The following is a 25,708-nucleotide window of genomic DNA, read 5'->3' on the forward strand; positions in this document are numbered from 1 at the left end:
AAATTGGAAAGTGGTGAGAGATGTGAGTATCCAAGTTGAACTACAAAAAATACGTAAAGATAAGCTCGCACCTTGTTATCTCGTTTTAGGGACAGAGAAGTTTTTACAAGACCAAGTGCGTACAGAAATCCTCAAAAAAATACAAATATCAGGAGAAGATGATCTCAATTTTCTAAAATTTGATATGACCCAAGCAACGATCGATGACGTCATTGCAGAAGCAGAAACCTTACCGTTTTTCGGTGATCAACGTGTGGTTTTTGTCGAGAACCCTTATTTTTTGACGGGTGAAAAAAGCAGCAACAGTATCGAACAAAATACGGATCTTTTAGTAGACTATTTAAAAGAACCGCTTGAATCAACCGTACTCGTTTTTTTTGCGCCTTACGAAAAACTAGATGAACGCAAAAAAGTTACTAAACAATTGAAGAAAACAGCGGTATCGATCAATGTTCAACAGTTGAATGAAAAAGAAGTGCGACAATATTTATTGAATACATTAGAAAATACACCGCTCACTCTAGATCGTAAAGCAATCGATCTCTTTTTACGGTTGACTGATTTAGACTTATCAAAAATGATGGCAGAATTAGATAAATTGATATTGTATGGGCAGAATCAATCAGCCATCTCTGCGAGAGAAATTGAGCAATTAGTACCTAAGACATTAGAACACAATATCTTTGACATGACACAATACATGCTTTCTGGAGATACAGAGCACACCTTGCGATTATTTGAAGATTTAGTCACACAAGGGGAGGAGATCATCAAGATCAATGCGATTTTACTTTCCCAATTACGATTGTATCTTCAAACGAAGTTTCTAGTCAAAATCGGGTATCAACAAGCAAACATTGCAGAAACCTTGAAAATCCATCCATATCGCGTGAAATTGGCGATGCAAGAAGTTAGGAAATTTGACGAACAAACACTGATCCAATTGTTCGACCAATTAGTCGAGATGGACTATCAAGTGAAAAGTGGGCAAATCGAAAAGAAATTGAGTTTTCAATTATTCGTTTTTCAGGCAGCTGAAAGACTCAAAAACAAGTAAAGACAATCGCAACAAAAAACACACAGTTTTGTCGGTGATCAGAAGGATCAGCGAAGAACTGTGTGTTTGTGTATAGAAAAGCAAATAAAAAAACCGGCCGTGGCCGATTTCCTTATTTAGCGATTTTTTTGCTTAAACGAGATTTGTCGCGGCTTGCTTTGTTTTTGTGGATAAGACCTTTAGTTTCAGCCATATCGATCGCTTTAACAGCGTCTTTATATAACGCATCTACGTTGTCAGCACCTGAAGCTACAGCATCTTCAAATTTTTTGATTGCAGTACGCATAGCACTAGTTTGAGATGAATTTTTTACATTCGCGTTTTCGCTTGTGCGAACACGTTTGATTGCAGATTCAATGTTTGGCATTTGTTTCACCTCCGATAAGTAAAGTTCTTACGCGAGTTACCGCATAATTCAACATTCATTATTATACCTAATGCGAGCGCGCATTGCAATATCAACATGACAAGTTTTTTTCCTTAACACGTAATAAATATCAGAGATAGTAGATTTGTTAGAAGAAAAAGAGAAAAGAAAAAGCGCTGTTGTGGGAGACAACGAGCGCTTAACCAAACGTGGTTTAATTTATCTTGGTAAATAAATAATTGAATGGGATGTTTGGTACTGGAATAGTATATAACAAAGTCAACCGTTTGCAAAGTTTTTTTTGAAAAGGGATACGATTGCTTCAAATCAATGAATCATAACGTTAACATAGATTAGTTATTTTATAACTAATGAAAATCCATGAAAATGAGTTATTCAGGTGTTCCGATGATTTTGATGTATTCATCGATGTTTTTGATCATCATGCGTTTGATGACTAATTGATTTCGGCGATTCCATTTCCCGCTAACTTCCAATACATATTTGTTTAAAGGTAAGCGTAAAACATATTTTGCCAAGTAGCGATCTTTGATCAGACAATTGATCATTCGATCTTCAAGTTGGAGATTCAAACCAGTCAACATCATTGGTTGTTCTTGTAAAACATAGGTATCAATCAAAAGACCTTCAAAAGTTTCCACGAGCGTCTTCCTTTCTTCTAAATCAAACATTTCGCACTTCTTTTAAAATTTCCTGCATAAAAGAGGTGGACTCACACCTAGTATAACAAAAAAGAAGCACCAAGCCAAAAAAAAGCCGAAAGAACTTGAATAATACCACGATTCTTCAAGTTTTCCAGCTGTTTTTTATAGAGATTTGAAAAAATAGTTACGTATATTAAAAATTGGCATCAAAGACATTTTGGATCAAATCTGGAAATAGTAAGTAGGTCAACCCAATAATCAATAGAACAGCCAATAAAAACCATCCAACAGTCCCAAAGAAATATTTTAGTTTTTGCATATGCGATCACCTCAAAACTAGTATACCACGAACAAAAAAATTATCCTTTTCTCAACCACTAGATGCATCATTATTTATTAAACGAAAACAATTGGAGAATGCAATAGGCGATTCCAGAAGCAATCACAGGTCCTGCTGCAATCCCTTTTAAAAAGACAACACCTAAGATCGTTCCAAAAACTAAAGCCACAGTGATCTGAGGATCTGTCGCAATCAAGCCAACACCTTTAGACGACAATACAGCAACTAAGCCACCACAGAAGATCGCTACCCAACCCATAGGTGATTTGAACGCATCAAGCAAATCTTTTAGACCAATGTCACCTGTAGCTATAGGCACTAAGATCGCCGCAGTAATGATCGTCACACCAATATTGATCCCTTTGCCTTGGAGCCATGTCAAAAAATCTTTTGATGCAGGAATAAACTTAACAAGTAAAATAAAACCAGTCGCTAACATCAGACTTTGATTTTTAGCAAGGACGGCAACCAGCATGATCAACCCAAGAAATAACCAACTTTCCATCAAAAAACCTCACTTTCTAATTATTCATCATACCATTTTTTCAATACGATGCAAAAGAGCCTCCAACGAAATATTTTTAGAACACGGAAAAAAATACTATTCAAATAAATAGGTCAGAATACAAAAATGAGAAAAATACCTACGTTGATGATGTCAAAACATGTTTTTATGAGGTAAAGAATAGAGTGTCTGATTTATCCTGTATACTTGATGTGAAAAAAGTAACAGATCAACAATATATAAAAGTGAAAGAGTGAATGTTTGTGAGAGTCAGCTGAAATGGCGTAATTACATAAGAGGGAATGAAAAAAAAGGATAAGATTATGTGGCAGGTCATTCCATACATTGCTTGATCAATTAAACATACATAAAAACTGTGACATACTGCTGTCGACAAAACAATGATAGACATAATAAAAAAGGAGGTCATTTATGAAGCGAAAGCCGATCAAGAAGCGCCAAATCGTACTGATCATCACTGGCATATGCCTTTTATGGATTGGAGGAACAATGTATATGGACCATTTGAAGTTAGAAGAAGAAATGATCAAAGTTGTGAATAGTGAAGAAGCAAAAAATGTTTTGGAAACAGGGCTAAAAAACATAGATCCTAATGCGTTGACATCAGAAGGAGTAATAAAAAATTATAAAATTGATTATGAAAATATCAAGAGAAATCCAATGGGTGGGATTAGTGTACCCCTAATTATTAATGATAATGATAAGCTACTTATTTCCAACCTCCTAAGTCGCAATTTGGCAAATGGCAAGCTAGGTGAGCTAAAAATTGGTAGCTCAGATACTACCTATGAACTACATGAATTATTGAAAAAAGGAGTGGAAGATAGTGAAGAATAGTGAAGAAGAAAAGGTTGAAATAGCCAAGCAACAATACGAAGCTTTACATCTAAAAGGAGAAATCTTTATAAATACTAATAAAGAGTTCATCGGTTACGTCTCCCACATCAACAGCAAAATCACCGGCGAACAATCCTTTATAGACAGAATATGTGTACATAGAAATAAGTATAGCCTGAAAAAAACTCTTAAAAGAAGAGATAATATAAAAACATAAAGAAAAAGGAGGTCATTTATGAAGCGAAAACCGATTAATAAGCGCCAAATCGTACTGATCATCACTGGCATATGCCTTTTATGGATTGGAGGAACAATGTATATGGACCATTTGAAGTTAGAAGAAGAAATGATCAAAGTTGTGAATAGTGAAGAAGCAAAAAATGTTTTGGAAACAGGGCTAAAAAACATAGATCCTAATGCGTTGACATCAGAAGGAGTAATAAAAAATTATAAAATTGATTATGAAAATATCAAGAGAAATCCAATGGGTGGGATTAGTGTACCTCTAATTATAAATGATAATGATAAGTTACTTGTTTTTAATCTACTAGATCGAAATCAGATAAATGGGGAGCTAAGTAAGCTAAAAAATGATATTGTGCGTACTACTTCTGACCTATATGAATTACTAAAAGAAGGAGGGGAAGATAGTGAAGAATACTGAAAAAGAAAAGGTTGGAATAGCCAAGCAACAATATGAAACTTTGCGCTTAAAAGAGCCTTTCTTTAAAAATGAGGATAAAGAGTTCATCGGCTACGTCTCCCACATCAACAGCAAAATCACCGGCGAACAATCCTTTATAGACAGAATATGTGTACATAGAAATAAGTATAGCCTGAAAAAAACTCTTAAAAGAAGAGATAATATAAAAACATAAAGAAAAAGGAGGTCATTTATGAAGCGAAAACCGATTAATAAGCGCCAAATCGTACTGATCATCACTGGCATATGCTTCTTATGGATTGGAGGAACAATGTATATGGACCATTTGAAGTTAGAAGAAGAAATGAATAAGGTAGTCAAAAGTGAAGAAGCAAAAGAAATTTTTGAGGAAACTTTAAAAACATTTGACCAAAAAGCATTTACTGAGGAAGCTGAGATCAAGCTGTATGAAATAGAAGAATCTTCTATAAGGCGAAATCCAATGGGCGGGATAAATGTAACTATCCATGTAAACGGTAGTGAAGAACTATACATCAATTTCACGTTAACTAAAAAAAATGATGTATTAAAAAATGGTGCATTTAGTTACGCTTCGGAATTATTAAATTTTAATGAAGGGGTGTTGTTGAATGAATATAGCAATTAGTGATGAATTTCAAGTTGAGCTTGCGAAAAAACAATACGATAATTTAAAGTTAACAAATTCCACTGCCTTAAATAAAGATAAAATGATTATCGGCTACGTCTCCCACATCAACAGTAAAATTACCGGCGAACAATCCTTTATCATCATCGACAACTATGTTCCCTTATCAGCACCTCTCAGCGAAGGGGAAAGCGTAAAAGAAGTCACGGTTTTATATCGTGGTTCGTCGTTTGATTCTTCATTAGATGCTGAATTGGGTTGGCGGTAATCAATCTTTTGAAAAATGATTTTTGTCTCCTTTATAGACAGAATATGTGTACATAGAATAAGTATAGCCTGAAAAAAACTCTTAAAAAAAGAGATAACATAAAAATATTAAAGAAAAAGGAGGTCATTTATGAAGCGAAAACCGATCAAAAAGCGCCAAATATTGTTGATCATCACTGGTATATGCCTATTATGGATTGGAGGAACAATGTATATGGACCATTTGAAGTTAGAAGAAGAAATGGTCAAAGTTGTAAATAGTGAAGAAGCAAAAATCGTTTTGGAAACAGGGCTAAAAAACATAGATCCAAATGCGTTAACATCTGAAGGAGTCATACAAAGTTATCAAATTGATTATGAAAGTATCAAGAGAAATCCAATGGGGGGTATTGATATAGATCTAATCATTAATGAAAATAATAGGTTGATTGTTTTTAATAACTTAGACCGCTATCGAATAAATGGGGAATTGGAAAACAGCGGTGGAGGTTGGTCTCGTGAACTTGATAAATTATTAAAAGAAAGGATGGATGATGATGAATTATACTGAACAGGATAAGGTTGAAATAGCAAAAAAGCAATATAAAAGTATAGAATTGTACAGTCCTTTTTCAATTAATAATAATAAATTAAACATCGGTTACGTCTCCCACATCAACAGCAAAATCACCGGCGAACAATCCTTTATCATCACCGACAACTATGTTCCCTTATCAGCACCTCTCAGCGAAAGGGAAAGCATAAAAGAAGTCACGGTTTTATATCGTGGTTCGTCGTTTGATTCTTCATTAGATGCCAAATTAGATTGGCAGTACAATAATATTTTTACAGCTTTTCAGGTGATCAATGGTGGTGGGGCAGCAGCGATGCCTCAGCTTCAATCTTCTGCGACAACACTACAACAAACATTGGAAGCTTATCCAAATGCTGAATTTAATGTATATGGTCATTCTTTAGGATCAATGAATGCGCAATATGCGTTAGCGAGTATTTCTTCAAGTGATGCGGATCGTGTTTATGGCTATGTGTATCAGGGACCGAATATCTATGAGGTATTAACGCCTGAGCAAAAACGGCAAGCGGATTATTTGACCGAAGAGTATCGTCTTTTGAATTACATTGACTCAAAAGACTTAGTTGCGATTGGTTATGGGGGAGGCAAAAAGGCAGTTGGGCAGATCGTTTATCCACTATCTGAACAGCTGGGCTTGAGACGCACGATCGATCAACATATGTGGGGAGGTTACCAATTTGAGGAAGATGGTGCTTTATTAACAACGAATGGCAGTGGTACTGTATTAGCAGAGTATCAAAGACGATTGAAAAAAAGATCGATTGCTAGTATTAAAAGTGAATGGAGCGGACAAACAGGTGGAATGTCGGCAGCTAAAGAAGTATACCTGGATGCAGTTCAAGCGAAAAGCATTGTTTCAGGAATGAAGACAGCGATTGATGAAAAAATCACTGAACTGATGACGGTCTATCAAACAGGCATCGATCAGGCGAATCAACTGTGGCAAGATACAATCGCTAATGCGCGTTCATATGGAAGCAATCTTACAGAGATGGAACAAATAGAAGCGTTAGAGCGAGGAGGGGTGACTCGACAACACGTACTAATCGAACCAGTCACTGACTATGAAGCGGCGTTGAATCAACTTCGCTCGATCAAATCAAGTTACGAAGATCTGATCTACCAAATCAATCGGACGATCGATCAGCAAATACAATTGGATAGTGAATTAGCGAGCCAATTCAAGAAAGGAACATTTTAGTGATGGCTAATAATGAGTCGAAAGAAATGAAAAAAATCGAAGAAGATTATTGGCACAAGAAAGATGAATTAGAGAATAAAATAGCGGATCTTGAAGCAGAAAAACGTTCATTTGGACGTTACTTAGATCAGCTAGGAGAAAAAATCCCTTTGACACAACGAACATTTTCAGATGGAAGAAATATCGATCCTCGTATCGCGTATCGTTTAATCAATAATGCAAACGAAGAAGGACAATATCTAGTACGTAAAGCATTACATAGGATTGAAGACGAATTAGCAGAAAATCAGCAAAACTATCAGTCAGCTAAATTAAATCATAAAAATCAATAAATGGAAGGGGAAGATAGCAATGTTTGATGAGCAAATAAGGGGACTAGAAAAAGCATTGATTACTTGGTTTATTGCTAGTCATAGCCGTGCCAGTTCAGATACAAAAAAGAATACGATCCAAGTCACGCGAGATCTCACAAACCAAGAATTAAAAGATAGGACAAAACAGTATACCGATCGTTTAGCTGATGCGGCAAAAGGAGAATGGGTCGATAAGGCAACGAACGTGGTCAAAGACATAACAAAAGCTTTTAGTTAGAAAACAGAAAAGTCTCTGGGACATCCGTTCTCTCGCATTACCTAAACTGAGTAAACGGTGGGAACAAAAGTAACCTCTTCGAAAAACAAGGCGCCATCCACAAAAATTTTAAGAACGATTTTCGTGGATGGCGCCTTATTTCTTGAGGCTAGACACTTCTATCCCGACCTCAATAGAGAAGCTATTTACGTTTTAATCTTTCAAGGAAGTAATCTTCTAATACGCCACCTAACACAAAGATAAGCCAAGAGTAGCCCCAGCTTCGAGTTAAAAAGGACCAAACCATGTAAATGATGAAGATACCTGGCCAGTAGAGACGTTCAAATAAACGAATCGCTTCTGCTGAGTCTCCGTACATGTGTTGAGATGCTCGGGGTCCTGGCTCATCTTCATCTGAGATAAAGAACGTGCCTTCTGCCACTTTTGAAAACCAAGTGTAGATGATGCTGACATAGACGATAAAGAAGACGCCGAGTGCCACGGCAGCGAAGAAAAGTAGCAAAGCCAATCCAATCGGTAAGCCAAAGGCTCTATTTGCAAAGATAGGTGTGACTGAAAGGATACATAAAATAATGCCAAAAACTAACCCTACGCGGAAACTTTTCGCATAATCTTCTGTTTGTTGTCTTGCTTCGACTTTTACTTGCTGTGAATAGGGACGATCATTCAGTTTCTTCTTACTAGCTGAATAGCTCAAACTTGTAGTAATAATCAAACCAACGCCTAAAGCAACCAGAAGAAACATTGCCAGAAAACCGATGATCTCACTGATACCATTAGCAAAAAATACGAGCATTCCTACAGCTAAGATACAACTAGCAATTCCTGTTGAAAGAAAAAGAGAGAAACGACGAACTTGGTTCCAAAATGAAATCACTTCATCGATTTCAATCTCGTTTTCCCAAACTTCGTCATCAAGTGATGAACGAGAAAGTTCCAATTCTTGGAGGATCTCATCAATAGAGCCAAATTCACTGATGACTGCACCAATGGCTTCATGCTCTGATTTTCCTTCTTCTAATAATCCATGATACTGATCTTCCATGATTGCCAATAGATCTTCTTTGGCTTTTTTTGTTTCAGGAGTGATCGGCACATTTAAAAATAAACTATCTAAGTAATCCTGAATGGTTTTCATAGTTCTCCTCCTTGTAGAAAACGGTCAACAACGATTTTCGTTTGTTGCCATTCCTCTTTTTTTTCTTTCAAAATATTCTCCCCGGCATCGCTGATTCGATAGTACGTCCGTTTCTTTCCATGAGTGACTTCCCCAGGATACGAAAGGATCAGTCCTTGCTTTTCTAAGCGCGTAAAAGCGGAGTATAAAGTGGTTTCCTTAATCGCATATAGCGCATCGGTTCCTTCCCGGATCTGCTTCGAGATCTCGTAACCATAGGAATCTTCCTTGGAAAGAATGGATAAAATGATGGCATCATTGTATCCACGAATTGCATCACTTGATATCACTTGATCGCCTCCTTTTTCAATTACTCCATCTGTCGTAATAATTATAAAACAATTACTACGACAGGTAAAGTAAATTAAATAAATTAGTTAGAATTCAGTCTTAGGTCTGAGTCTGTTTGTTAGAAATCTATTTGCGAGACAATATCTGGGGAAATGTCACAATATTTAGACAAGATTTTATTGTTTTCGTTTTCATTTGAGCTTTGATAAGTGATTTGGTACAATTGATATAAATATAGAGTGAAAAGGAGGGACATATGTAATGGGCAGCTTGACTAAAATAACAGAAGCAGATAATTATTCTAGATATCATATTAACTTTAGTCATGCAATTATTTTTGTATTTTCTATCCAAGGCATCAGTGCGCTTAAAAATAGAAATATCAATCAAAAATAAATGACCATTCAATATGTTTATTCCATTTTTAGCTAAGTACCAAATAAATGAAATAACAACAGGTCATGAATTTTTTCATGGCTTTTTTGATTGGTCTCAAGGAGCGAGAAAATGTATATTCAAGCGAATAAGATCAATAAAAATTATAGTGGAGTACCACTTTTTGAACATTTGAGTTGCACACTCAATAAACAAGATAAAATCGGATTGATCGTACAAAATGGAACCGGGAAAACAACCCTTCTTCAAATTTTGATGGGGGCGGAAGGCATTGATGAAGGGACAGTTAGTAGGAAAAAAGGATTGTCGATTGGTTACATTCCACAGAAAATGGAAAATGGATCGATCGCTACATTTGACTATGTGCATCAAAGCTTCAAGGACATCCAAGAATTGCAAACACAACTCAATTACTATGAAGAAAAAATGTGTATCGCAACGGAAGATCTGGACCATATCATGAAAGTCTATGGCGACTTACAGCAACGATTTGAGACGATGGGCGGATATGGCTTAGAAGATCGGATCACGAGTGTTTTGAAAGGATTAGGCCTTGATGAACAAATTGAAACACCACTTGATCAATTAAGCGGAGGCGAACGTATTCGAGTAGAATTAGCCAAAGTATTATTACAAGAAAACGATGTCCTTCTATTAGATGAGCCAACCAACCATCTTGATCTAGACTCCGTACAATGGTTAGAAGAATATCTGAGGTTGACAACTTGTGCGTTCCTCGTGATTTCCCATGATCGAGCTTTCCTTGACAATGTAGTTAAAAAAATCATGGAGATCGAGGACGGTCAGATAATCGAATATTCGGGAAATTATAGTCGTTACATGACGTTGAAGAAACAACGGATACAGGAACTTCAAAAAAATCATGAACTTCAGCAAAAAGAAATCAAACGACTGAAAGTAATGATTCGCCGCTATCGTCAATGGGGAAATGAAGGGGACAACGAAGCATTCTTCAAAAAAGCAAAAGAAATCGAACGCAGATTAGAAAAAATGACACTGATCAATGCGCCAAAGGTCCCTCGCAAAAAGCTGACTACGATCAGTCAAGATAATCTATCGGGGAAAGAAGTGTTGATTGCCAAAAAAATAAAGAAAACGGTAGGGAATAAATGTTTGTTTTCAGATAGCTCTTTTATGGTTTATCGTGGTGAGCGGATCGCTATATTAGGGAAGAATGGTTCTGGTAAATCAACTCTATTAAAAGTAGTGATGGGAGAAATGGATGTAGAGGAAGGATCAATCAAAACTGGTGCTAGTCTGGCAATTGGTTATTTGCCTCAACGATTGACATTTGACCGACCAGAACAACGAATATTGAATTATGCTAAGTATCTGATACCTGATGAACAGAAAGCGCGACAAGTATTAGCGAGTTTTGGATTCTTCAGTGGGGATGTCGCCAAAAGGATCAAAGATCTTTCTGGAGGGGAACAAGTAAGGTTGTATCTTTTGAAACTGTTCCAGAAGAAAATCAATGTATTGATCTTAGATGAACCGACCAATCACTTGGACATCTATGTAAGAGAAGAAATCGAAGAATTATTGTCTACATTTACCGGTACCATTTTAGCAGTCACTCATGATCGCTATTTCTTACGAAAGAATTTCGAGCAGATATTGTTAGTGAAAAATGAAAAAATCGAAAAGTTGTTGTATGAGGATCATTTGTTTTAGACCAAAGAAGTATATAAAATAAAAAATAGTAGTAAGCTCAAGGGTGCGTGAGCTTACTACTATTTTGTTTTGATTAAGCTGATATCTGTTGTGCCTACCAATCATTTAGCTGGTCAGCGATGGATATATAGAGTCATTACATGGCGATAAACCAGTAACCGATCAAGATGATCCCTAAAATGATACGATACCAACCAAAAACAGTAAAGTCATTACGTTTCAAGTAGTTGATCAGGAACTTGATCGCAAAAATCGAAACAATAAATGAAACGACAGTACCTACTAAAAGAATAACTGTTTCTTCCATTTGGAAGCTGTTGCCATCAGCAAGGTATTTCACGATCTTTAATCCACTGGCACCAAACATCACTGGAATACCAAGGAAAAATGAGAACTCAGTTGCAACGAAGCGAGAAGCACCGATAAGGATTGCCCCTAGGATCGTAGCCCCAGAACGAGAAGTCCCAGGTATCAACGCTAAGACTTGAAAAGCGCCGATCAAGATCGCTGCTTGGAAAGTCAAATCGTTCAGATTCGACCAACGAGGTGTTTTATTTTTGTTTCGTTTTTCGACGATGATAAAGCCGATACCATAAACGATCAAGGCGATCGCTACTGGTAAAAATTTATAGAAATGGGCATCTAACCAATCGTCCAATAATAAACCAATAATAGCTGCTGGAACACAAGCAACAAGTACTTTTGACCATAAAACCCATGTATCTTTTTTCTCGATCGAGGATTTACTTGGCGCAAAAGGGTTCAACTTGTGGAAATACAAAACAACGACGGCTAAGATCGCTCCTAATTGGATCACGACATTGAACATCGACATGAATTGCGAACTCGCATCAAGCTTGATGAATTCATCTGCTAAGATCAAATGTCCTGTACTACTGATTGGCAGCCATTCTGTGATTCCTTCAATGATTCCGAGAATCGCTGCTTTTATGATATTTGCAAAAAACATAAATTCCTTCCTTCCCAATTAAAATACAACATTTAGTATACCGTTCTTTGTTTCCAAAGCCAAATTGTTTCTTTGAGATTAAAACAAAAATAAAGGAGTTCAAAAAAAGTACATTGAAATCAAAAGACTTCAATGTACTTATTCAACGAGTCATCACATAAAGGATTCTCTTGTTTGTTGCTTTCCTTGTTCGATATAGCTTGTGTCATTGACACTTTCAATTGAAAAACGACCATTTTTATAGGTTACTTTTGTGACACTACCATTCAACAAGCCAGCACGAACTGGTTGAGAAGGATCGATCAAGCTAAGAAGGAAGGCAATCGTCAACCCGTGGGAGACGACTAAAACATTGCCACCATTGTTCTTCTCACACTGATGGGCGATATCTTCAAAACCTGACCAAACACGTTCTTTTAATTCTGCATAAGGTTGCGCCCAACCCGCAGTATCCGTTTCATAGATGGCATCAGCGATTTGTTCAAAGGTGACATCTGTGGTGAACATCTCATCGTACGTTTGAAAGTTCAATACGCGAGGAATGACACCCCACATCTCCATATCGTAGCCACCTTCTAGCGAACCAAAGCACCACTCACGAATCCGTTTATCAATGAAGTAAGGAATTTCTTTCCCTTTCGTATGTTCGCTCAAAACGATCCGTGCCGTTTCGATTGCTCGGCCACTGTCGCTTGAATAGGCGTAAGAAAAATCAATATCTTTTAGACCTTTACCTAAAAAATGGATACCTTCTTGTCCTTGTTTCGTCAATGGTGTGTCACACCAGCCTTGCACACGTTCAATCGTATTGAACATTGTTTTACCATGACGGACGATATACAGGGTTGTTTCACTCATGTTGAACGACCTCCTAAGTTTGATTAAGCGTTAAAAAATGGGTTTGTTTTCTTCTCGTGTTCAATCGTTGTTGGTTCTCCATGGCCAGGATAGACCACAAATTCATTTGGTAGAACAAAAAGTTGTGTCGTGATGCTATAGAGTAATTGCTCTAAATTACCGGTGTAGAGATCGGTGCGACCGATACTCCCTTTAAAGAGTGCGTCTCCAGATATCACGAAGTCATCGAAAATAAAGCTAACACTACCGGCTGAATGACCAGGTGTTGGAACGACCTCAAATGACATGTTGCCGAGACGGTATTGTTTCATTTCAAATTCATATTCCGCGGGAGAAACAATGATATTATCCATATCATCATGGCGACCAAGTCCTGAGAGGTTCAAGATTGGATCTCCAAGCCATTCTTGTTCTAATGGACTGACATAAACAGGGATGTCATAGGTATTTCTCAATGCTTCGACAGCGCCAATGTGGTCGTAATGGGTATGCGTCAATAAGATAGCGACGGGTTGTTGCTGGGTCTTCTTGATTTGTTCTTGGATCATTTCAGCGTCAGCTCCTGGATCGATGATCAGAAGCGCTTCGTCATTGTAGACAAGGTAACAGTTTTCCTCGATTGTTCCAGTTTTCAATTGTAAAACGTGCATAAAAGGAAACCTCCAACTTTTAAAAATTTCTTTCTTCTATCGTTCGATATAAGTATAACGCAAATAGAGATCAGAAACAAAAGTGTCTACTTTTATAACGGTAGTTATCTGAATTGTCAGATTATATGAAAAGTGTTTAAAAATTTTAAACGGAAGAATAGAAAATTTTCATTGTTTTTTCATTTAGTCTTGTTACATTGAGTGTATCCAAAAATCCAAATTCTATATCCTATATCCCTGCTTATCCGAGCAGGGTGTTTTTGTTTTTTGCGAAACAGTCTATTTTGCGGTACTCTAGTACAAGAAGGAGGCGACCATGGTGAAAAAATCTAAAATCTCCGTCCGTCATTTAGTCGAGTTCATCTTGCGTCGCGGGAGTATCGATAATCGAAAGAAAAGTAATCATACCGCCTTAGAAGGTGCAAAAATCCACCGCAAGCTCCAAAAAGAAGCAGGCGAAGAGTATCAAAAAGAAGTGTTTTTACAAACTAGTGTACAGCTTGATTCCTATGAACTGGTCGTTGAAGGACGAGCAGATGGTATCTTCAAAAAAAATGATGTGTACTATATCGACGAAATCAAAACGTCGGAACCACGCTTTGAAGATTTAGAACCCGAACAAGTCGAATTGTTTTTTCATCAAGCAAGAGTATATGCCTATATTTATAGCCAGGAAAACAACTTAGAGGAGATCAACCTCCAGCTAACCTATTATCAAACCACAGAAGAAGTGATCACACGAAAAGTTGAACACCAGACAAGAGAACAATTAGAACTGTTTTTTAAAAAACTGACTGAAGATTACCAAGAGTGGCTGATTTTTCAGGAAAATTGGCGTACAGTACGTAATGCTTCATTGATGGCGCTAAAGTTTCCATACGAAGAGTATCGTAAAGGACAAAGAGAACTGGCAGTCGCAGCGTATAAAACGATCCGGACAAAACAAAAACTGTTCGCGGAAGCCCCCACTGGTACTGGCAAAACGATCTCGACATTATTCCCAGCCTTAAAGGCGATCGGAGAAGATGAAGGAGAACGTATTTTTTACTTAACCGCGAAAACCATTACAAGACAGGTGGCTGAGGATGCGTTAGAAGCGTTGAAAGATGTCGGGGCTGAAACAAAAAGTGTGACCTTGACAGCGAAAGACAAGATTTGTTTCTTAGATGAAACGACGTGTAACCCTGACCAATGCCCTTATGCAAATGGCTATTATAATCGAATCAATGAGGGGCTATGGGATTTATTGAACCACGAAAACCAGATCACTCGTGAGGTGATTGAGAAATATGCGAAGAAACATACATTATGTCCATTCGAGCTCTCTTTAGATGTCAGCTTATGGTGTGACGTGATCATCGGAGATTACAACTATCTTTTCGACCCAACGGTTTATTTGAGACGATTTTTTGAAGAAGAGAAAAATGAAGGTCATCTTTTCTTGATCGATGAAGCACACAATTTAGTCAACCGTTCAAGAGAGATGTATTCTGCTGAATTATCTTATGGCAAAGCGCGTAAGCTCTATGGAGAGATCCCGAAGGAATTTAAAAAACTACGTCGTCGATGGAATCGTCTTTTAAAAGCTTTTGATCAGATCCAAGAAATTGCCCTTGAAGAAGGGTGGAATTACCATCATCAAAAAGCCCCAGCGGATACATTGATCAACGCAGGGTTTCAACTCGGTGAGTTCATTCAAGAATGGTTGGCTGAATATCCTGAGCATCCGATGCAAGAGCAAATTTTAGGATTTTATTTTGACTTGAATCATTTTTTAAAAATCAGTGAATTCTATGACGATCATTATGAAACGACTGTAGAGAAAAGTTATCATGATTTGATCGTGAAGCAATTTTGTATCGATCCTAGTTTATTTTTAGAACAATCGCTGAATAAAGGGCGGAGTAGTCTTTTGTTTTCTGCGAGTTTTTCACCACTTTCTTATTATCAAGAAACACTAGGAGGCAAAGAGAGTTTAGCGTATCGCTTACCTAGTCCATTCCCAATTGAGAATCAACAAGTACTTATAGCAAGTTATCTTGAAACCACTTATCGCAAAAGAGAGCAGAGTATGCCACGTCTAGTAGAAACGATTCAACGTTTCATTGAAGGGAAGACGGGTAACTATATGATTTTCTTTCCTTCCTATCAGTATTTGGATCAAGTTGCAGAAGCTTTTAAAGAAACTTACCCTTCGACTCGAACACTTATCCAAGGAACCAAGTTGAATGAGCAAGAACGAGAAGATTTCTTAGCAGAATTTATAGTCGAACCGCAAGAAACATTAGTAGGCTTTTGTGTACTTGGCGGAATCTTTTCAGAAGGAATCGATCTACGTGGCTCACGCTTGATTGGTAGTATGATCGTTGGTGTCGGTTTGCCCCAGATGAATCATGAACAAGAGTTGATCAAATCTTACTATGATGAAAAAGAACAGCTAGGTTTTGCTTATGCTTACCAGTTACCAGGAATGAATAAAGTATTGCAAGCAGCTGGGCGAGTGATCAGAGATATGGAGGATCAAGGCATTGTGCTTTTAGCCGATCAGCGCTTTTCCTCATCGAATTACCGCAAACTGTTCCCGCCACATTGGCATCAAGCAAAAGAAGTTCGGACAGTTGAAGCGTTATCACAAACTATCCGTCAGTTTTGGCAAGACCACTAAAAAAGGACGAAGCATAATGCTTGTCCTTTTTTATGACAGAAAGTCAAAAGTTATTCATTACTTAACGATAATTCGTAAATTGCAATTCGATCGGCAAGTCTAGTTTTCTTAAAAGTGCGATCACTGCTTGGAGGTCATCACGATTTTTACCAGTTACTCGGATCTGGTCTTCTTGGATCTGTGTTTTCACTTTTAGTTTTTCATTTTTGATCGCTGTCGTGATCTTCTTACCATTATCTCGGTCGATCCCATTGACTAGATCAGCAGATTGGCGCGCTTTACCACCTAAAGCGTGTTCCGTCTCAGAAAAGTGGATATTTTTGATTGGCACATTGCGTTTATTCAATTTTCCAAACAAAACATCTTTGATTTGTTCGATTTTAAATTCATCGTCACTTAGAACAACTAGTTTATTTGTATTCTCTAACTTGATCTCAACCGTTGAATCTTTGAAATCGAAACGGTTAGTTAATTCTTTTGTGGTTTGTTGGATTGCATTTTTTACTTCTTCAACAGATACTTCTGAAATGATATCAAAACTTGCATCTTTTGCCATAATGTCCTCCTCGTTCATTCGGTTTTCTTTTATTGTAGCATAGGCTTATTTTTTTTGTGACATCTTTACTAAAATTCTTCTCATTTAAGTAGTCGCTATTTTATTTTCTGGAAGAAACTGTTATTCTTACATTTGGAATAAACTTGAAAAGGAGAGGTGCTTGTGAGCAGATTCATGACTGTCTATCAAAGAAACGAAAATCTTAAGAAAATAGTGGTTATCTTGATGACCGGTTTGTCTGCAGCGGTGGCATTGAATTATTTTTTGATTCCAGCCAACGTCTTTTCTGCAGGAATGAACGGGATCGCCCAAATCATTGCTTCACTATTATCTGAATGGGTCCATATAGATGTCGATACTGGAACGTTTATTTTTCTATTGAATATTCCTGTATTTATACTAGGCTTTTTAAAAGTCGGAAAACGCGCAACTGTACTTAGTTTCATCAACGTTGTTTGTGTGTCAGTCATGACGACAGTTTTACCGACAGGACAGGTAACAGATAATATACTGATGAATGCATTAGTCGGTGGTGTTTTACTTGGCGTCGGCGTCGGTATTTCTCTAAAAATGGGTTTTACGACTGGTGGAATGGACATCATTTCATTGGTTCTTTCTCAAACGACAGGGAAAACCGTAGGAAACTATATGCTGATTTTAAATGGCATTATCGTCGTAGCAGCTGGCTTCCTCTTTAATTGGGAAAGTGCTTTGTATACGATCATCTCGATCTATGCAATGACCCAAGTCATCGATGCGATCCATACGAGTCACCAAAAAGTGACCGCCATGATCGTCACAGTGAGACCAGAAGAAGTGACTGCTGAAATTGCACAACGCATGGTTCGTGGGATGACTCTCTTACCTTCAGTTGGCGGATATTCAAAGCGTGAAGGAAAAATGATCATGATGGTCATCACACGTTACGAAATGTATGATCTTGATCAAATCGTCCATGAGATCGACGAAGATGCGTTCATCAATATTTTACCAACGCATTCCGTTTTTGGTCGCTTTGCCAATGAGAACGAACAAAAAATGTATCGTTCAACAGGGGTTCTTCCTGAAATCAAACATGCATCTAAAAAGGCAAAAAGCAAATAAAAAAGTGATAGATAAACAAATCTACAACCTTGTTTGTCGCTTTTGAATCGAATAACTGGTGGAAATAGAAGTAACTTCTTCGGAACTAAGATGATCTATAAAAAAATTTGAAAAACAATTTGCGTAGCTGTTATCATAGTTCTTGAGGTGAAACACTACTGTCCAGACCTTGCTAGCCAAATGAATATTTACAACCCCCTTAAAAAAAGGTATGATAAACAAAAATTGTGAGAAGGAGAATCCGAAGAATGAGTGAACAAAAATGGTCTGCTGAAGAAGTAGATGAAATCAAAGAGCGAATTCTCACCGCGTTAGAAATGGTGATTGACCCAGAACTAGGAATCGATATCGTGAACCTAGGTTTGATCTATGAAATCGAATTTGACCCTGAAAATGGAGAAACCGTCGTTAAAATGACTTTGACAACGATGGGCTGTCCGTTAGCTGATATCTTGACTGAATCGATCCATGATGCACTAAAAGAAGTACCAGAAGTGTCAAAAGCAGAAGTCAAATTAGTGTGGTATCCCGCATGGACGACCGACAAAATGAGTCGTTATGCACGGATTGCGCTTGGGATTCGTTAGAAACAACTAATGATAAAATAAACGCTGAACTCTTTTATTAACTTTTAGGAAAAGTTAATAAAGGGGTTTTTTTGTTGGCAAAAATTTTATTCCAAGTAGATTGTGTAAATACAACGATAAATTTAATCATTTTACATGAGTGAATTTTATGAAGAAGAGTTTGGAAATTGCAAAAATATTGAATCAATAGAATAATCAGTAATCATAAATTTTGAGTATTGCTAGGTATAACGTGTGTACTTTGTGCGTAACGCATTTAAATCACTGAGATGAAATGATATAATATATCATGTAGTTAATAATAATAAGGAGTCGGTATTTATGGCAAACATAAGTTTAGAACGTCCAATTATTTTATCTAATGAAGATGTCAAAATTATTGAAAATACGCATCCTACAAAAAAATTCTATGACTTATTAGAAAAGAAATCTAGTGATCGTATTAGTAACAAGGATCAAGTACCTAATTGGATGAGAAAAAAATAATATGGACTATACTGTGATTTCATTAAGTAAACAGATCAAAATGCTGGTTGAAGTAATTAAAGAAGAGGAAATTGAGATTGGAAATAAAGCTCTTAGAAAGAAGGTAAGAGAACGCTTTTCGAACTTTGTAGAATCTTCTTTTTTTGTGGAAACAATTCAGAAATGACTGAATTTTTAAAACATGATGCCATACAAAAAGAGCTTTATCATGCGACAAGGACGTACTTGATTTTTAAAGACGAAACACAAGAACATCTCTTAGGTTTTTTTACGTTAGCAATCAAAGATTTAGATATTAGCAAGCTTGAAATAAAAGAGAAAAAGAAATTAGTATTTAACGGGAAATCGCCGAGTAAGGTAGGTGTTGCACCCTCTTATCTAATTGCTCATGTCGCAAAGAATGATTATTTTTCTAAAGAATTTTCAGGAGTAAAAATCATTGAAGAAGCTTTACTTATTGTTGACGATGCTAGAAGATCAATTGGTGGAAAATTAATAATACTTGATAGTATTTGTATTCCTAAGATAATGGATTTATATAAACAATTTGGATTTCGTGAAATTGGAGAAACATTTATATCACAAATTGGACAAGAGTTGCAGTTGATGGTGCTTTCAATGCCTAACTCATTTGATTGATAAATAAATACGTAGAAATTAATTAAGAGTACATCATTTTTTATGATAGCTTCTCTCTTCTAGACGAATTTTTTTGAGTACATATAGCTTGTTTGTTTATCGATATAAAAATAAATAAGAAATAGGATCTTAGACTCTCTTAGCGATCAATTAAAAAATTGATAAGAGAGTCTTTTATTCAATGAATAGACTTGATGCAATGTTTAATTAAATATTTTGATTATAAGTAAAAGTAACTCAATCATTTAAAATCACTTATTACGTATTCCCATCTAAGTACTTTTCTAAATACTCGATCTTTGCTAGATCCTTATGATTATTTTTATCTGCACGGTAACTATCTTTAGCGGAACGTTGATAGATTTTTAAATATTGTTCCGCTGTAGGTAAGTAAAAGGAACAGTCGTCGATCCTGATTAGAGAGAGTTCATTAAGTGGAATACCTGCAAAGGCGAGAAGACTGTCCATGCTGCCAAATTGGATGGTATAAGAATCTTTAGCAAATTCATGTTCGTGTAAATCAACTAGTTGGTAATTCAACGTTTCCATGATTTTTACGATGCTTTGCCAATTGTGCAAGCGATCTTCATCGGGTGCTTCCCAACCACGGGGATCGCCAGGAACATGGATGTCAATGTCTCTTGGTTGCCAGTCGATATCTGTTAAGTAAGACAAGCCTAATGAACCTAGTAGTAGCGGAGTGATCTGTTGCTTGTTTAATTTTTGCGTGATCAGTAAAAATTCTTTGAAATAAAGTTCCATGGATTTTCTCCTTTTCTTTGTTTGCATTTATTGTAACAAAGTGGAGGTCTAATCTTCCATTAAATCCTGAAACCAAAACTAGATTCTCTCAAAAAGTGAGTCTAGTTTTTTTATTTCTTGTATTTAAGAAATGAAGCTGGTGAGCAACTATAGATTTGACTGTAGGAGTTGTAAAAATTGAGTGTGAATGGCTTAGTCTTCCTATTTTTGGTACACTTGATTTACTATCAATCAGAAAGTTGGTGACAGATTGAACCTAGAAGCACAAGGATATTGGGAAAGCTTTTGCTCAAAAAAAAATGTGCCACAAGCGTCATTATATGAAATTTTTGCTTTTGGAAATACGAAAGAACACGCAGATGAATTAGCAGATTTGGTGTTAGAAGGAAAGAAAACTGGGACAAGTTCGGGATATGCGCTTTACCAAATGGATCACGAACCTTTACCTAAAGTTGGCGACTACTCCGTGGTTGTGAATGGCTCTGATGTACCGATTGGTATTATCCAGACTGTCGAAGTGTTGATCCTCCCTTGGAAAGAAATCACCGAAGAACAGGCAGCTGCGGAAGGTGAAGGCGACTTATCTCTTGCGTATTGGCAAAAGGGACATTACAACTATTTCAAACCTTATTATGAAGAACATGGACTATTGCTCAATGAAGAAACGAAAATCGTCTTTGAACGTTTCCAACTTGTTGATCGATATTTGCCGAAAAGTGAGGAAACCAATGCATATTGATTTAGTAGAAGAAGCAATAGAAAAGAAAAAAATCGTCCAAGAAATCTTGAATGATTTGCCAGAGTGGTTTGGCTTGCCAGATTCGACACAAGAATATGTTGAGGAATGCCAAAAGTATCCATTGTGGGTCTTACAAGAAGCTAGCGAGCCAATAGGGTTCATCAGTTTAAAAGAAACAAGTAAAGCCACCGGTGAGATCTATTGTATGGGAATCAAAAAAGCCTATCATCATCGAGGGTTAGGTAAGCGATTACTAGGAGAGCTAGAATCGTATGCAAGAGAACATTACCTATTTTTACAAGTGAAAACAGTCGCCGAAGGGCATTACGCGATCTATGATCAGACGATTGGATTCTATCGAAGGATGGGTTTTGTTGAGCTAGAAGTATTCCCAACGTTATGGGATGAGTGGAATCCGTGTTTGGTAATGCTAAAAAGTCTTAACTAAAAAGGAGACGAAGATGAAAGTTTCGCACATGACGTTTGTCGTTCGTGATCTTAAACGTTCGACAGAAGTCTTTACGGAGATTTTTGATGCAAAAGAAGTGTATTCAAGCAAGGAGAAACAATACTCCTTATTTCCAGAAACATTCTTATTGATCGGTGATCTGTGGGTGGCATTGATGGAAGATAAGCAGACAAAGCTTCCCAAAACTTACAATCATGTTGCTTTTGAAATCACTCCGGAACAAATTCCATTATATAAAGAAAAACTTCGTCTTCTTGACCTCAAAATTGAAGAAGGACGTTCTCGTGTATCAGGAGAAGGGACATCCATCTATTTTTACGATGATGATGACCATTTATTTGAACTCCATGCGGGGAATCTAAATGAGCGTTTGAAGAGGTATGAAGAATAACTATAAATTTTCAGGAGTAATGGAATGATTAAAAAATTGAAGGAACTAGACCAAGAGACAATGGACCGACTACTAGCTATTTGGTTAACGACCAATATCAGGACACATGATTTTATTGATGCGACATATTGGTATGAGAAAAAAGCGTTGTTGAAAAAAGAATTGCCAAAAGCAGAAATTTATTATTGTGAAATGAATAGTCAGATTGTTGGTTTTATGGGAATCGTGGACGAATCTTATTTAGCTGGTATTTTTGTGGAAGCAATGTTTCAAAATAAAAAAATCGGGCAAAATTTGATTGACACAGTCAAAAAAGAAAAAGAACGGATGACCTTACATGTTTATCGTAAGAATAAACGGGCGATCCGCTTCTACTATAAAAATGGCTTTAGAAAAGTGGATGAACAAATAGATGAAGCGACGAATGAAAAAGAGTATCTCATGGTCTGGGAAAGAAACAGACAGATTCAATGAGTACAAATCATGGGCAGTCTACTAACACCTAGCTGTAAAAAAACAAGATCAATCCTTGAAGGGTGATCTTGTTTTTTCTATTGAATTACTAGCGATCAAGAAGCATAAACGGAAGACTTGCGAGCAATGCGATCACTCCACAAATGAGTCCAAACAAAATGACGATCCCTAACTTTTCGATCCGATTTTTGACCTTGTTTCTTTGTTTACGTAGAGGTTCTACTTCTTTGTTTTCCATGAATGCAACGATTTCTTTGTAGGTTTTGATATTCTCTTGTTTTTTGAGTCCCTCGACTTTTATTGCGCCGTACATGCTGGCGATCCCAAAGATCAAGGGAAGAGCTAATCGCCAATTATCAGGTAAAAATAAAGATGGCCCAATTGAAATCAAAGCAAGGAGCATTGATACGAGCATGACTTTATTATATTTGTTTATTTCCAGAAGTGTCCTATTTTCTTTCATCTTTTCCACATCTCCTTTGACTAATTGATCCTAAGAAACGTCAAACAGGACACTCAGTAACAATAAATTATGAATATCGGGATAGCTGCGTTCATTCTCCCAGTTTGAAATCGTTTGTCTTGAAACAAATAATTTTTCGGCTAATTCTTCTTGGGATAAAGCTAGCTGTTTACGATATTTTTTTATTTGATGACTCAAGTCCATAGTATCCGCTCCTTCTTATCTCAGTGTGATCGAAGAAATCAAAATCGACGATCAAAGGTTTTTGTCATTGCCAGATTTAGCATGTAAAAAGTCTTTGACATGCTTTAAAATGCTGTTTTATCTGTATTTATTGGTTATTTATTATGTAAATAGCTGATCATTGGTTTATTAAAAATCATACGTTTTTTTTGAATGAACTACCGATCCCTTGAATTTATGATATCATACACTTAATCCGGAAAGGAAATTTGGATTGGAGGAATGGTTTTGGAGAAATCAACAAGTGTAGAAAAGAAGAAAGTTTATTTTTTATGTACCGGTAATTCATGCAGAAGTCAGATCGCTGAAGGGTATGGTCATGCATATCTGGAGGATCGATTTGACGTTCGCAGTGCTGGAGTGGAAACACATGGGTTGAATCCACGTGCCGTAAAAGTGATGGCAGAAGATGGCATCGACATCACGAGTCAAACGTCAGACTTGATTGACTCAGATTATTTTAATCATGCCGACTTGATCATCACTCTGTGCGGAGATGCGTTGGATAAATGTCCAGTGATTCCTGCTCATATTCGTCATGAACATTGGGATTTAGAAGATCCAGCAAAAGCTACTGGGACAGAAGAAGAAATTATTGCTGAATTTAGAAAAACTCGCGAAATCATCAAAGATAAAATCAAGAATATCGCTAACTAAGCGTAGAAAAATATGTATTGATAATATTGGTCTAAGAAAAATCAAGTGAGCATTGAATGGACGCGATAGACTAAGTTGTGAGGTGGGAGGATGAAAGAGCTGAACCGGCTGATCGATTATATCGAAGAACGTTTGACAAGTGACATCCAATTAAGCGATGTGGCCAAACAATCAGGAATCTCGGAGTATCATTTGAAGCGGACTTTCTCGTTTGTTGCAGGAATCACTTTATCTGAATATATCAAGAATCGGCGACTGGCTTGTGCCAATGTAGATCTTGTCAACGGCGCAAGTGCGACAGTGACGGCCTTTGCGTATGGATATCAAACGTTAGAAGGTTTTTCTAGAGCGTTTCGCGACTGGTCAGGTTATTTGCCTTCAGAGGTAAAAAAATCAGGGGTTTGCAAATCTTATCCTAAACTCACCTTTCACTTAGAAATCAAAGGGGGAAATTCAATGGATTATCGAATCGAAGAAAAAGGAACCTTTGCAATTGTCGGTGTATCAAAGCGGGTACCGATCCAATTTGTGGGAGTCAATTCATCAATCGTCGAATTAGCAAAAGCGATCACAGAGGAACAAAAAGAGGAAATGCATAGGTTAGGTGATCTTGCACCTAATCAAGTGGTAAATGCCTCTTTTCAATTTGATGAAGGACGCTTGGAAGAAAAGGGCGCTTTGACGCATATGATCGGTTTCTTGACATCAAAACTCGACGAATGTAAAGGGTTAGAGCAACGAATCATTCCTGGACATACTTGGGCGATTTTTCCCAATCAAGGAAGTTTTCCAGAAGTCTTACAAACGACGATGGCGAATATTTTTTCAGAGTGGCTACCGAACTCTGGGTACGAGTTGGTCGAGGCACCTGAAATCTCATTTACCAAATGGCTTGATCAAGGGGAAGCGTATAGTGAAGTGTGGATCGCTGTCACAAAGCGACATGGGTAACATTGAAACAAGTCAGTGAAGACGAGTAATATCGAAGAATGAACATTCATTCTAGGATATTGCTCGTCTTTTTTTTAGAAATCAGGCATACTAGAATTATAGTTGGATTGGAAACGATTTAAAACACATGTATTTTGAATAAGGAGAAGAATATGAGACCAAAGTCAAAAGAGGAATTATTGATACTCGCAGCTGAAAATTATGAGAAGTTAAAGCAGTTGATCGACTCAATACCTGAGGAACAAAGAGAAGCGACATTTGATTTTGAGGAAGTATTTCTTGAAAAGAAAAAAGAAGCACATTGGCGAAGGGATCAAACGATCAAAGACGTGTTGATCCATTTATACGAGTGGCATTGTTTGCTATTAAAGTGGGTGACTGATAATCAAATGGGAGAAGCGGTGCCTTTTTTGCCGGAGCCGTATAATTGGCGAACGACAGCTGAGATGAATCGTGCCTTTACAAAAAAACACCAGTCTACTACGTTGCAGCAAGCAACAGACTGGTTAAATGAAAGTCATGAAGAAGTGATGTTACTGGCGAAAAACTTTGATGACGATCAGCTGTTCCAAAAAAAACAGTATTCTTGGGTAGGGAATACGACGCTTGGCGGTTATTTTGTTTCGGCTACATCGAGTCATTATGATTGGGCGATCAAAAAAATCAAGCAAAGTCAAAGGCAGAAGCAAAAACAAAAGGGAACTAATGCGAAATAAGAACGAAAAAATAGGAATCAATAAGATTCCCATT

At 37.0% G+C, this 25,708-nt stretch carries 38 protein-coding genes; 25 read left to right on the forward strand and 13 right to left on the reverse strand.

The features are described 5' to 3' along the window. Positions 1 to 10: 10 nt before the first annotated feature. Positions 11 to 1,057 carry a DNA polymerase III subunit delta gene (gene holA / locus CUS89_RS13010; protein WP_104872433.1) on the forward strand — a complete coding sequence of 349 codons (1,047 nt, stop codon included), beginning with the start codon at positions 11 to 13 and terminating at the stop codon, positions 1,055 to 1,057. A gap of 112 nt (positions 1,058 to 1,169) precedes the next feature. Here the strand turns inward: holA and rpsT are convergent, their stop codons facing one another. From rpsT to CUS89_RS13025, 4 genes are all read right to left on the reverse strand, one after another. Next, the gene (rpsT, locus tag CUS89_RS13015; RefSeq protein WP_104872434.1) at positions 1,170 to 1,424 is read right to left on the reverse strand and encodes a 30S ribosomal protein S20; all 255 of its coding nucleotides are present in this window, start codon (positions 1,422 to 1,424) and stop codon (positions 1,170 to 1,172) included. A gap of 392 nt (positions 1,425 to 1,816) precedes the next feature. Continuing rightward, positions 1,817 to 2,086 carry a hypothetical protein gene (locus CUS89_RS13020; protein ID WP_065096764.1) on the reverse strand — a complete coding sequence of 90 codons (270 nt, stop codon included), beginning with the start codon at positions 2,084 to 2,086 and terminating at the stop codon, positions 1,817 to 1,819. 196 nt (positions 2,087 to 2,282) lie between these two features. Continuing rightward, on the reverse strand, positions 2,283 to 2,408 hold the full coding sequence (locus CUS89_RS16435) for a hypothetical protein (protein ID WP_010735645.1): 126 nt from the start codon (positions 2,406 to 2,408) through the stop codon (positions 2,283 to 2,285). Positions 2,409 to 2,478: 70 nt separating this feature from the next. Continuing rightward, positions 2,479 to 2,934, reverse strand: coding sequence for a DUF441 domain-containing protein (locus CUS89_RS13025; protein ID WP_010735644.1), 456 nt, complete (start codon positions 2,932 to 2,934; stop codon positions 2,479 to 2,481). A 432-nt stretch (positions 2,935 to 3,366) separates the two neighbouring features. Here CUS89_RS13025 and CUS89_RS13030 point away from each other — a divergent pair, with 432 nt between their 5' ends. From CUS89_RS13030 to CUS89_RS13075, 10 genes are all read left to right on the forward strand, one after another. After that, a complete protein-coding gene (locus tag CUS89_RS13030) occupies positions 3,367 to 3,792 on the forward strand; it encodes a DUF1310 family protein (RefSeq protein ID WP_104872435.1) in 426 nt (141 codons plus the stop codon). Next, positions 3,782 to 4,009: a hypothetical protein gene (locus tag CUS89_RS13035; protein ID WP_104872436.1), complete on the forward strand. Its 228-nt coding sequence runs from the start codon at positions 3,782 to 3,784 to the stop codon at positions 4,007 to 4,009. Before CUS89_RS13030 ends, CUS89_RS13035 begins: the two co-directional genes overlap by 11 nt. Positions 4,010 to 4,027: 18 nt before the next feature. Next, positions 4,028 to 4,456: a DUF1310 family protein gene (locus CUS89_RS13040; protein WP_104872437.1), complete on the forward strand. Its 429-nt coding sequence runs from the start codon at positions 4,028 to 4,030 to the stop codon at positions 4,454 to 4,456. Next, positions 4,443 to 4,670 carry a hypothetical protein gene (locus CUS89_RS13045; RefSeq protein WP_104872438.1) on the forward strand — a complete coding sequence of 76 codons (228 nt, stop codon included), beginning with the start codon at positions 4,443 to 4,445 and terminating at the stop codon, positions 4,668 to 4,670. The genes CUS89_RS13040 and CUS89_RS13045 overlap by 14 nt, the downstream gene beginning before the upstream one ends. Before the next feature lie 18 nt (positions 4,671 to 4,688). Next, positions 4,689 to 5,102 carry a DUF1310 family protein gene (locus tag CUS89_RS13050; protein WP_104872439.1) on the forward strand — a complete coding sequence of 138 codons (414 nt, stop codon included), beginning with the start codon at positions 4,689 to 4,691 and terminating at the stop codon, positions 5,100 to 5,102. After that, on the forward strand, positions 5,086 to 5,370 hold the full coding sequence (locus CUS89_RS13055) for a hypothetical protein (RefSeq protein ID WP_104872440.1): 285 nt from the start codon (positions 5,086 to 5,088) through the stop codon (positions 5,368 to 5,370). Before CUS89_RS13050 ends, CUS89_RS13055 begins: the two co-directional genes overlap by 17 nt. A gap of 129 nt (positions 5,371 to 5,499) precedes the next feature. Next, positions 5,500 to 5,919, forward strand: coding sequence for a DUF1310 family protein (locus tag CUS89_RS13060; protein ID WP_104872441.1), 420 nt, complete (start codon positions 5,500 to 5,502; stop codon positions 5,917 to 5,919). Further along, on the forward strand, positions 5,906 to 7,144 hold the full coding sequence (locus tag CUS89_RS16440; protein ID WP_104872442.1) for a hypothetical protein: 1,239 nt from the start codon (positions 5,906 to 5,908) through the stop codon (positions 7,142 to 7,144). Before CUS89_RS13060 ends, CUS89_RS16440 begins: the two co-directional genes overlap by 14 nt. Positions 7,145 to 7,146: 2 nt before the next feature. After that, the gene (locus CUS89_RS13070; protein ID WP_104872443.1) at positions 7,147 to 7,476 is read left to right on the forward strand and encodes a hypothetical protein; all 330 of its coding nucleotides are present in this window, start codon (positions 7,147 to 7,149) and stop codon (positions 7,474 to 7,476) included. Between the two features lie 19 nt (positions 7,477 to 7,495). Beyond that, the gene (locus CUS89_RS13075; RefSeq protein ID WP_104872444.1) at positions 7,496 to 7,735 is read left to right on the forward strand and encodes a hypothetical protein; all 240 of its coding nucleotides are present in this window, start codon (positions 7,496 to 7,498) and stop codon (positions 7,733 to 7,735) included. A 181-nt stretch (positions 7,736 to 7,916) separates the two neighbouring features. Here the strand turns inward: CUS89_RS13075 and CUS89_RS13080 are convergent, their stop codons facing one another. Both CUS89_RS13080 and CUS89_RS13085 read right to left on the reverse strand, forming a co-directional pair. After that, positions 7,917 to 8,873 (reverse strand): permease prefix domain 1-containing protein, encoded by a 957-nt coding sequence (locus CUS89_RS13080; protein ID WP_104872445.1) that lies wholly within the window; start codon positions 8,871 to 8,873, stop codon positions 7,917 to 7,919. Beyond that, positions 8,870 to 9,202 (reverse strand): PadR family transcriptional regulator, encoded by a 333-nt coding sequence (locus CUS89_RS13085; RefSeq protein WP_104872446.1) that lies wholly within the window; start codon positions 9,200 to 9,202, stop codon positions 8,870 to 8,872. The genes CUS89_RS13080 and CUS89_RS13085 overlap by 4 nt, the downstream gene beginning before the upstream one ends. A 262-nt stretch (positions 9,203 to 9,464) precedes the next feature. Here CUS89_RS13085 and CUS89_RS16445 point away from each other — a divergent pair, with 262 nt between their 5' ends. Next, complete coding sequence (locus tag CUS89_RS16445) at positions 9,465 to 9,599, forward strand: hypothetical protein (protein ID WP_258082433.1); 135 nt, start codon at positions 9,465 to 9,467, stop codon at positions 9,597 to 9,599. 111 nt (positions 9,600 to 9,710) lie between these two features. Beyond that, positions 9,711 to 11,294 (forward strand): ribosomal protection-like ABC-F family protein, encoded by a 1,584-nt coding sequence (abc-f, locus tag CUS89_RS13090; RefSeq protein ID WP_104872447.1) that lies wholly within the window; start codon positions 9,711 to 9,713, stop codon positions 11,292 to 11,294. A gap of 136 nt (positions 11,295 to 11,430) precedes the next feature. Here the strand turns inward: abc-f and CUS89_RS13095 are convergent, their stop codons facing one another. The 3 genes from CUS89_RS13095 to CUS89_RS13105 all read right to left on the reverse strand — a co-directional run bounded on the left by CUS89_RS13095 (position 11,431) and on the right by CUS89_RS13105 (position 13,772). Then, entirely contained in the window at positions 11,431 to 12,264 is an 834-nt protein-coding gene (locus CUS89_RS13095) for an undecaprenyl-diphosphate phosphatase (RefSeq protein ID WP_066025946.1), read from the reverse strand. A gap of 153 nt (positions 12,265 to 12,417) precedes the next feature. Beyond that, complete coding sequence (locus CUS89_RS13100; protein WP_104872448.1) at positions 12,418 to 13,122, reverse strand: histidine phosphatase family protein; 705 nt, start codon at positions 13,120 to 13,122, stop codon at positions 12,418 to 12,420. A gap of 23 nt (positions 13,123 to 13,145) precedes the next feature. Next, positions 13,146 to 13,772: an MBL fold metallo-hydrolase gene (locus CUS89_RS13105; protein WP_010735633.1), complete on the reverse strand. Its 627-nt coding sequence runs from the start codon at positions 13,770 to 13,772 to the stop codon at positions 13,146 to 13,148. Positions 13,773 to 14,088: 316 nt separating this feature from the next. On the opposite strand from CUS89_RS13105, the gene CUS89_RS13110 reads away from it, so the two are divergent. Then, positions 14,089 to 16,437, forward strand: coding sequence for an ATP-dependent DNA helicase (locus tag CUS89_RS13110; RefSeq protein ID WP_104872449.1), 2,349 nt, complete (start codon positions 14,089 to 14,091; stop codon positions 16,435 to 16,437). A gap of 61 nt (positions 16,438 to 16,498) precedes the next feature. Here the strand turns inward: CUS89_RS13110 and CUS89_RS13115 are convergent, their stop codons facing one another. After that, complete coding sequence (locus tag CUS89_RS13115) at positions 16,499 to 16,993, reverse strand: YajQ family cyclic di-GMP-binding protein (RefSeq protein WP_019723741.1); 495 nt, start codon at positions 16,991 to 16,993, stop codon at positions 16,499 to 16,501. 174 nt (positions 16,994 to 17,167) lie between these two features. Between CUS89_RS13115 and CUS89_RS13120 the strand changes: the two genes are divergently transcribed. From CUS89_RS13120 to CUS89_RS13130, 4 genes are all read left to right on the forward strand, one after another. Continuing rightward, complete coding sequence (locus CUS89_RS13120; RefSeq protein ID WP_071867157.1) at positions 17,168 to 18,097, forward strand: YitT family protein; 930 nt, start codon at positions 17,168 to 17,170, stop codon at positions 18,095 to 18,097. A 248-nt stretch (positions 18,098 to 18,345) separates the two neighbouring features. After that, complete coding sequence (locus tag CUS89_RS13125; RefSeq protein ID WP_104872450.1) at positions 18,346 to 18,684, forward strand: metal-sulfur cluster assembly factor; 339 nt, start codon at positions 18,346 to 18,348, stop codon at positions 18,682 to 18,684. A 321-nt stretch (positions 18,685 to 19,005) separates the two neighbouring features. Then, entirely contained in the window at positions 19,006 to 19,170 is a 165-nt protein-coding gene (locus CUS89_RS16150) for a hypothetical protein (protein WP_019723294.1), read from the forward strand. Positions 19,171 to 19,332: 162 nt separating this feature from the next. Then, positions 19,333 to 19,809, forward strand: a complete 477-nt coding sequence (locus tag CUS89_RS13130; protein ID WP_104872451.1) for a hypothetical protein — start codon at positions 19,333 to 19,335, stop codon at positions 19,807 to 19,809. A 258-nt stretch (positions 19,810 to 20,067) separates the two neighbouring features. Here CUS89_RS13130 and CUS89_RS13135 read toward each other — a convergent pair whose 3' ends face one another. Then, entirely contained in the window at positions 20,068 to 20,571 is a 504-nt protein-coding gene (locus tag CUS89_RS13135) for a phosphoribosylanthranilate isomerase (RefSeq protein WP_104872452.1), read from the reverse strand. Positions 20,572 to 20,821: 250 nt separating this feature from the next. On the opposite strand from CUS89_RS13135, the gene CUS89_RS13140 reads away from it, so the two are divergent. The 4 genes from CUS89_RS13140 to CUS89_RS13155 are packed head-to-tail and all read left to right on the forward strand — an operon-like array spanning position 20,822 to position 22,644. Next, positions 20,822 to 21,310 (forward strand): ASCH domain-containing protein, encoded by a 489-nt coding sequence (locus CUS89_RS13140; RefSeq protein WP_104872453.1) that lies wholly within the window; start codon positions 20,822 to 20,824, stop codon positions 21,308 to 21,310. Next, positions 21,300 to 21,758, forward strand: a complete 459-nt coding sequence (locus CUS89_RS13145; protein WP_104872454.1) for a GNAT family N-acetyltransferase — start codon at positions 21,300 to 21,302, stop codon at positions 21,756 to 21,758. Before CUS89_RS13140 ends, CUS89_RS13145 begins: the two co-directional genes overlap by 11 nt. A 13-nt stretch (positions 21,759 to 21,771) precedes the next feature. After that, complete coding sequence (fosX, locus tag CUS89_RS13150; protein WP_104872455.1) at positions 21,772 to 22,170, forward strand: FosX/FosE/FosI family fosfomycin resistance hydrolase; 399 nt, start codon at positions 21,772 to 21,774, stop codon at positions 22,168 to 22,170. Positions 22,171 to 22,194: 24 nt separating this feature from the next. Continuing rightward, complete coding sequence (locus CUS89_RS13155) at positions 22,195 to 22,644, forward strand: GNAT family N-acetyltransferase (RefSeq protein WP_104872456.1); 450 nt, start codon at positions 22,195 to 22,197, stop codon at positions 22,642 to 22,644. Positions 22,645 to 22,732: 88 nt separating this feature from the next. Here CUS89_RS13155 and CUS89_RS16630 read toward each other — a convergent pair whose 3' ends face one another. Both CUS89_RS16630 and CUS89_RS16635 read right to left on the reverse strand, forming a co-directional pair. Continuing rightward, on the reverse strand, positions 22,733 to 23,107 hold the full coding sequence (locus tag CUS89_RS16630; protein ID WP_445610456.1) for a hypothetical protein: 375 nt from the start codon (positions 23,105 to 23,107) through the stop codon (positions 22,733 to 22,735). A gap of 30 nt (positions 23,108 to 23,137) precedes the next feature. Further along, entirely contained in the window at positions 23,138 to 23,311 is a 174-nt protein-coding gene (locus tag CUS89_RS16635) for a helix-turn-helix transcriptional regulator (RefSeq protein ID WP_445610457.1), read from the reverse strand. A gap of 261 nt (positions 23,312 to 23,572) precedes the next feature. On the opposite strand from CUS89_RS16635, the gene arsC reads away from it, so the two are divergent. The 3 genes from arsC to CUS89_RS13175 all read left to right on the forward strand — a co-directional run bounded on the left by arsC (position 23,573) and on the right by CUS89_RS13175 (position 25,674). Next, entirely contained in the window at positions 23,573 to 24,007 is a 435-nt protein-coding gene (arsC, locus tag CUS89_RS13165; protein WP_065096324.1) for an arsenate reductase (thioredoxin), read from the forward strand. Positions 24,008 to 24,097: 90 nt separating this feature from the next. Beyond that, positions 24,098 to 24,958, forward strand: a complete 861-nt coding sequence (locus tag CUS89_RS13170) for an AraC family transcriptional regulator (RefSeq protein WP_104872457.1) — start codon at positions 24,098 to 24,100, stop codon at positions 24,956 to 24,958. 152 nt (positions 24,959 to 25,110) lie between these two features. Further along, positions 25,111 to 25,674, forward strand: coding sequence for a ClbS/DfsB family four-helix bundle protein (locus CUS89_RS13175; protein ID WP_104872458.1), 564 nt, complete (start codon positions 25,111 to 25,113; stop codon positions 25,672 to 25,674). Positions 25,675 to 25,708 lie beyond the last annotated feature (34 nt).

This window comes from Enterococcus mundtii (assembly GCF_002947535.1).
Classification (GTDB): domain Bacteria; phylum Bacillota; class Bacilli; order Lactobacillales; family Enterococcaceae; genus Enterococcus_B; species Enterococcus_B mundtii_B.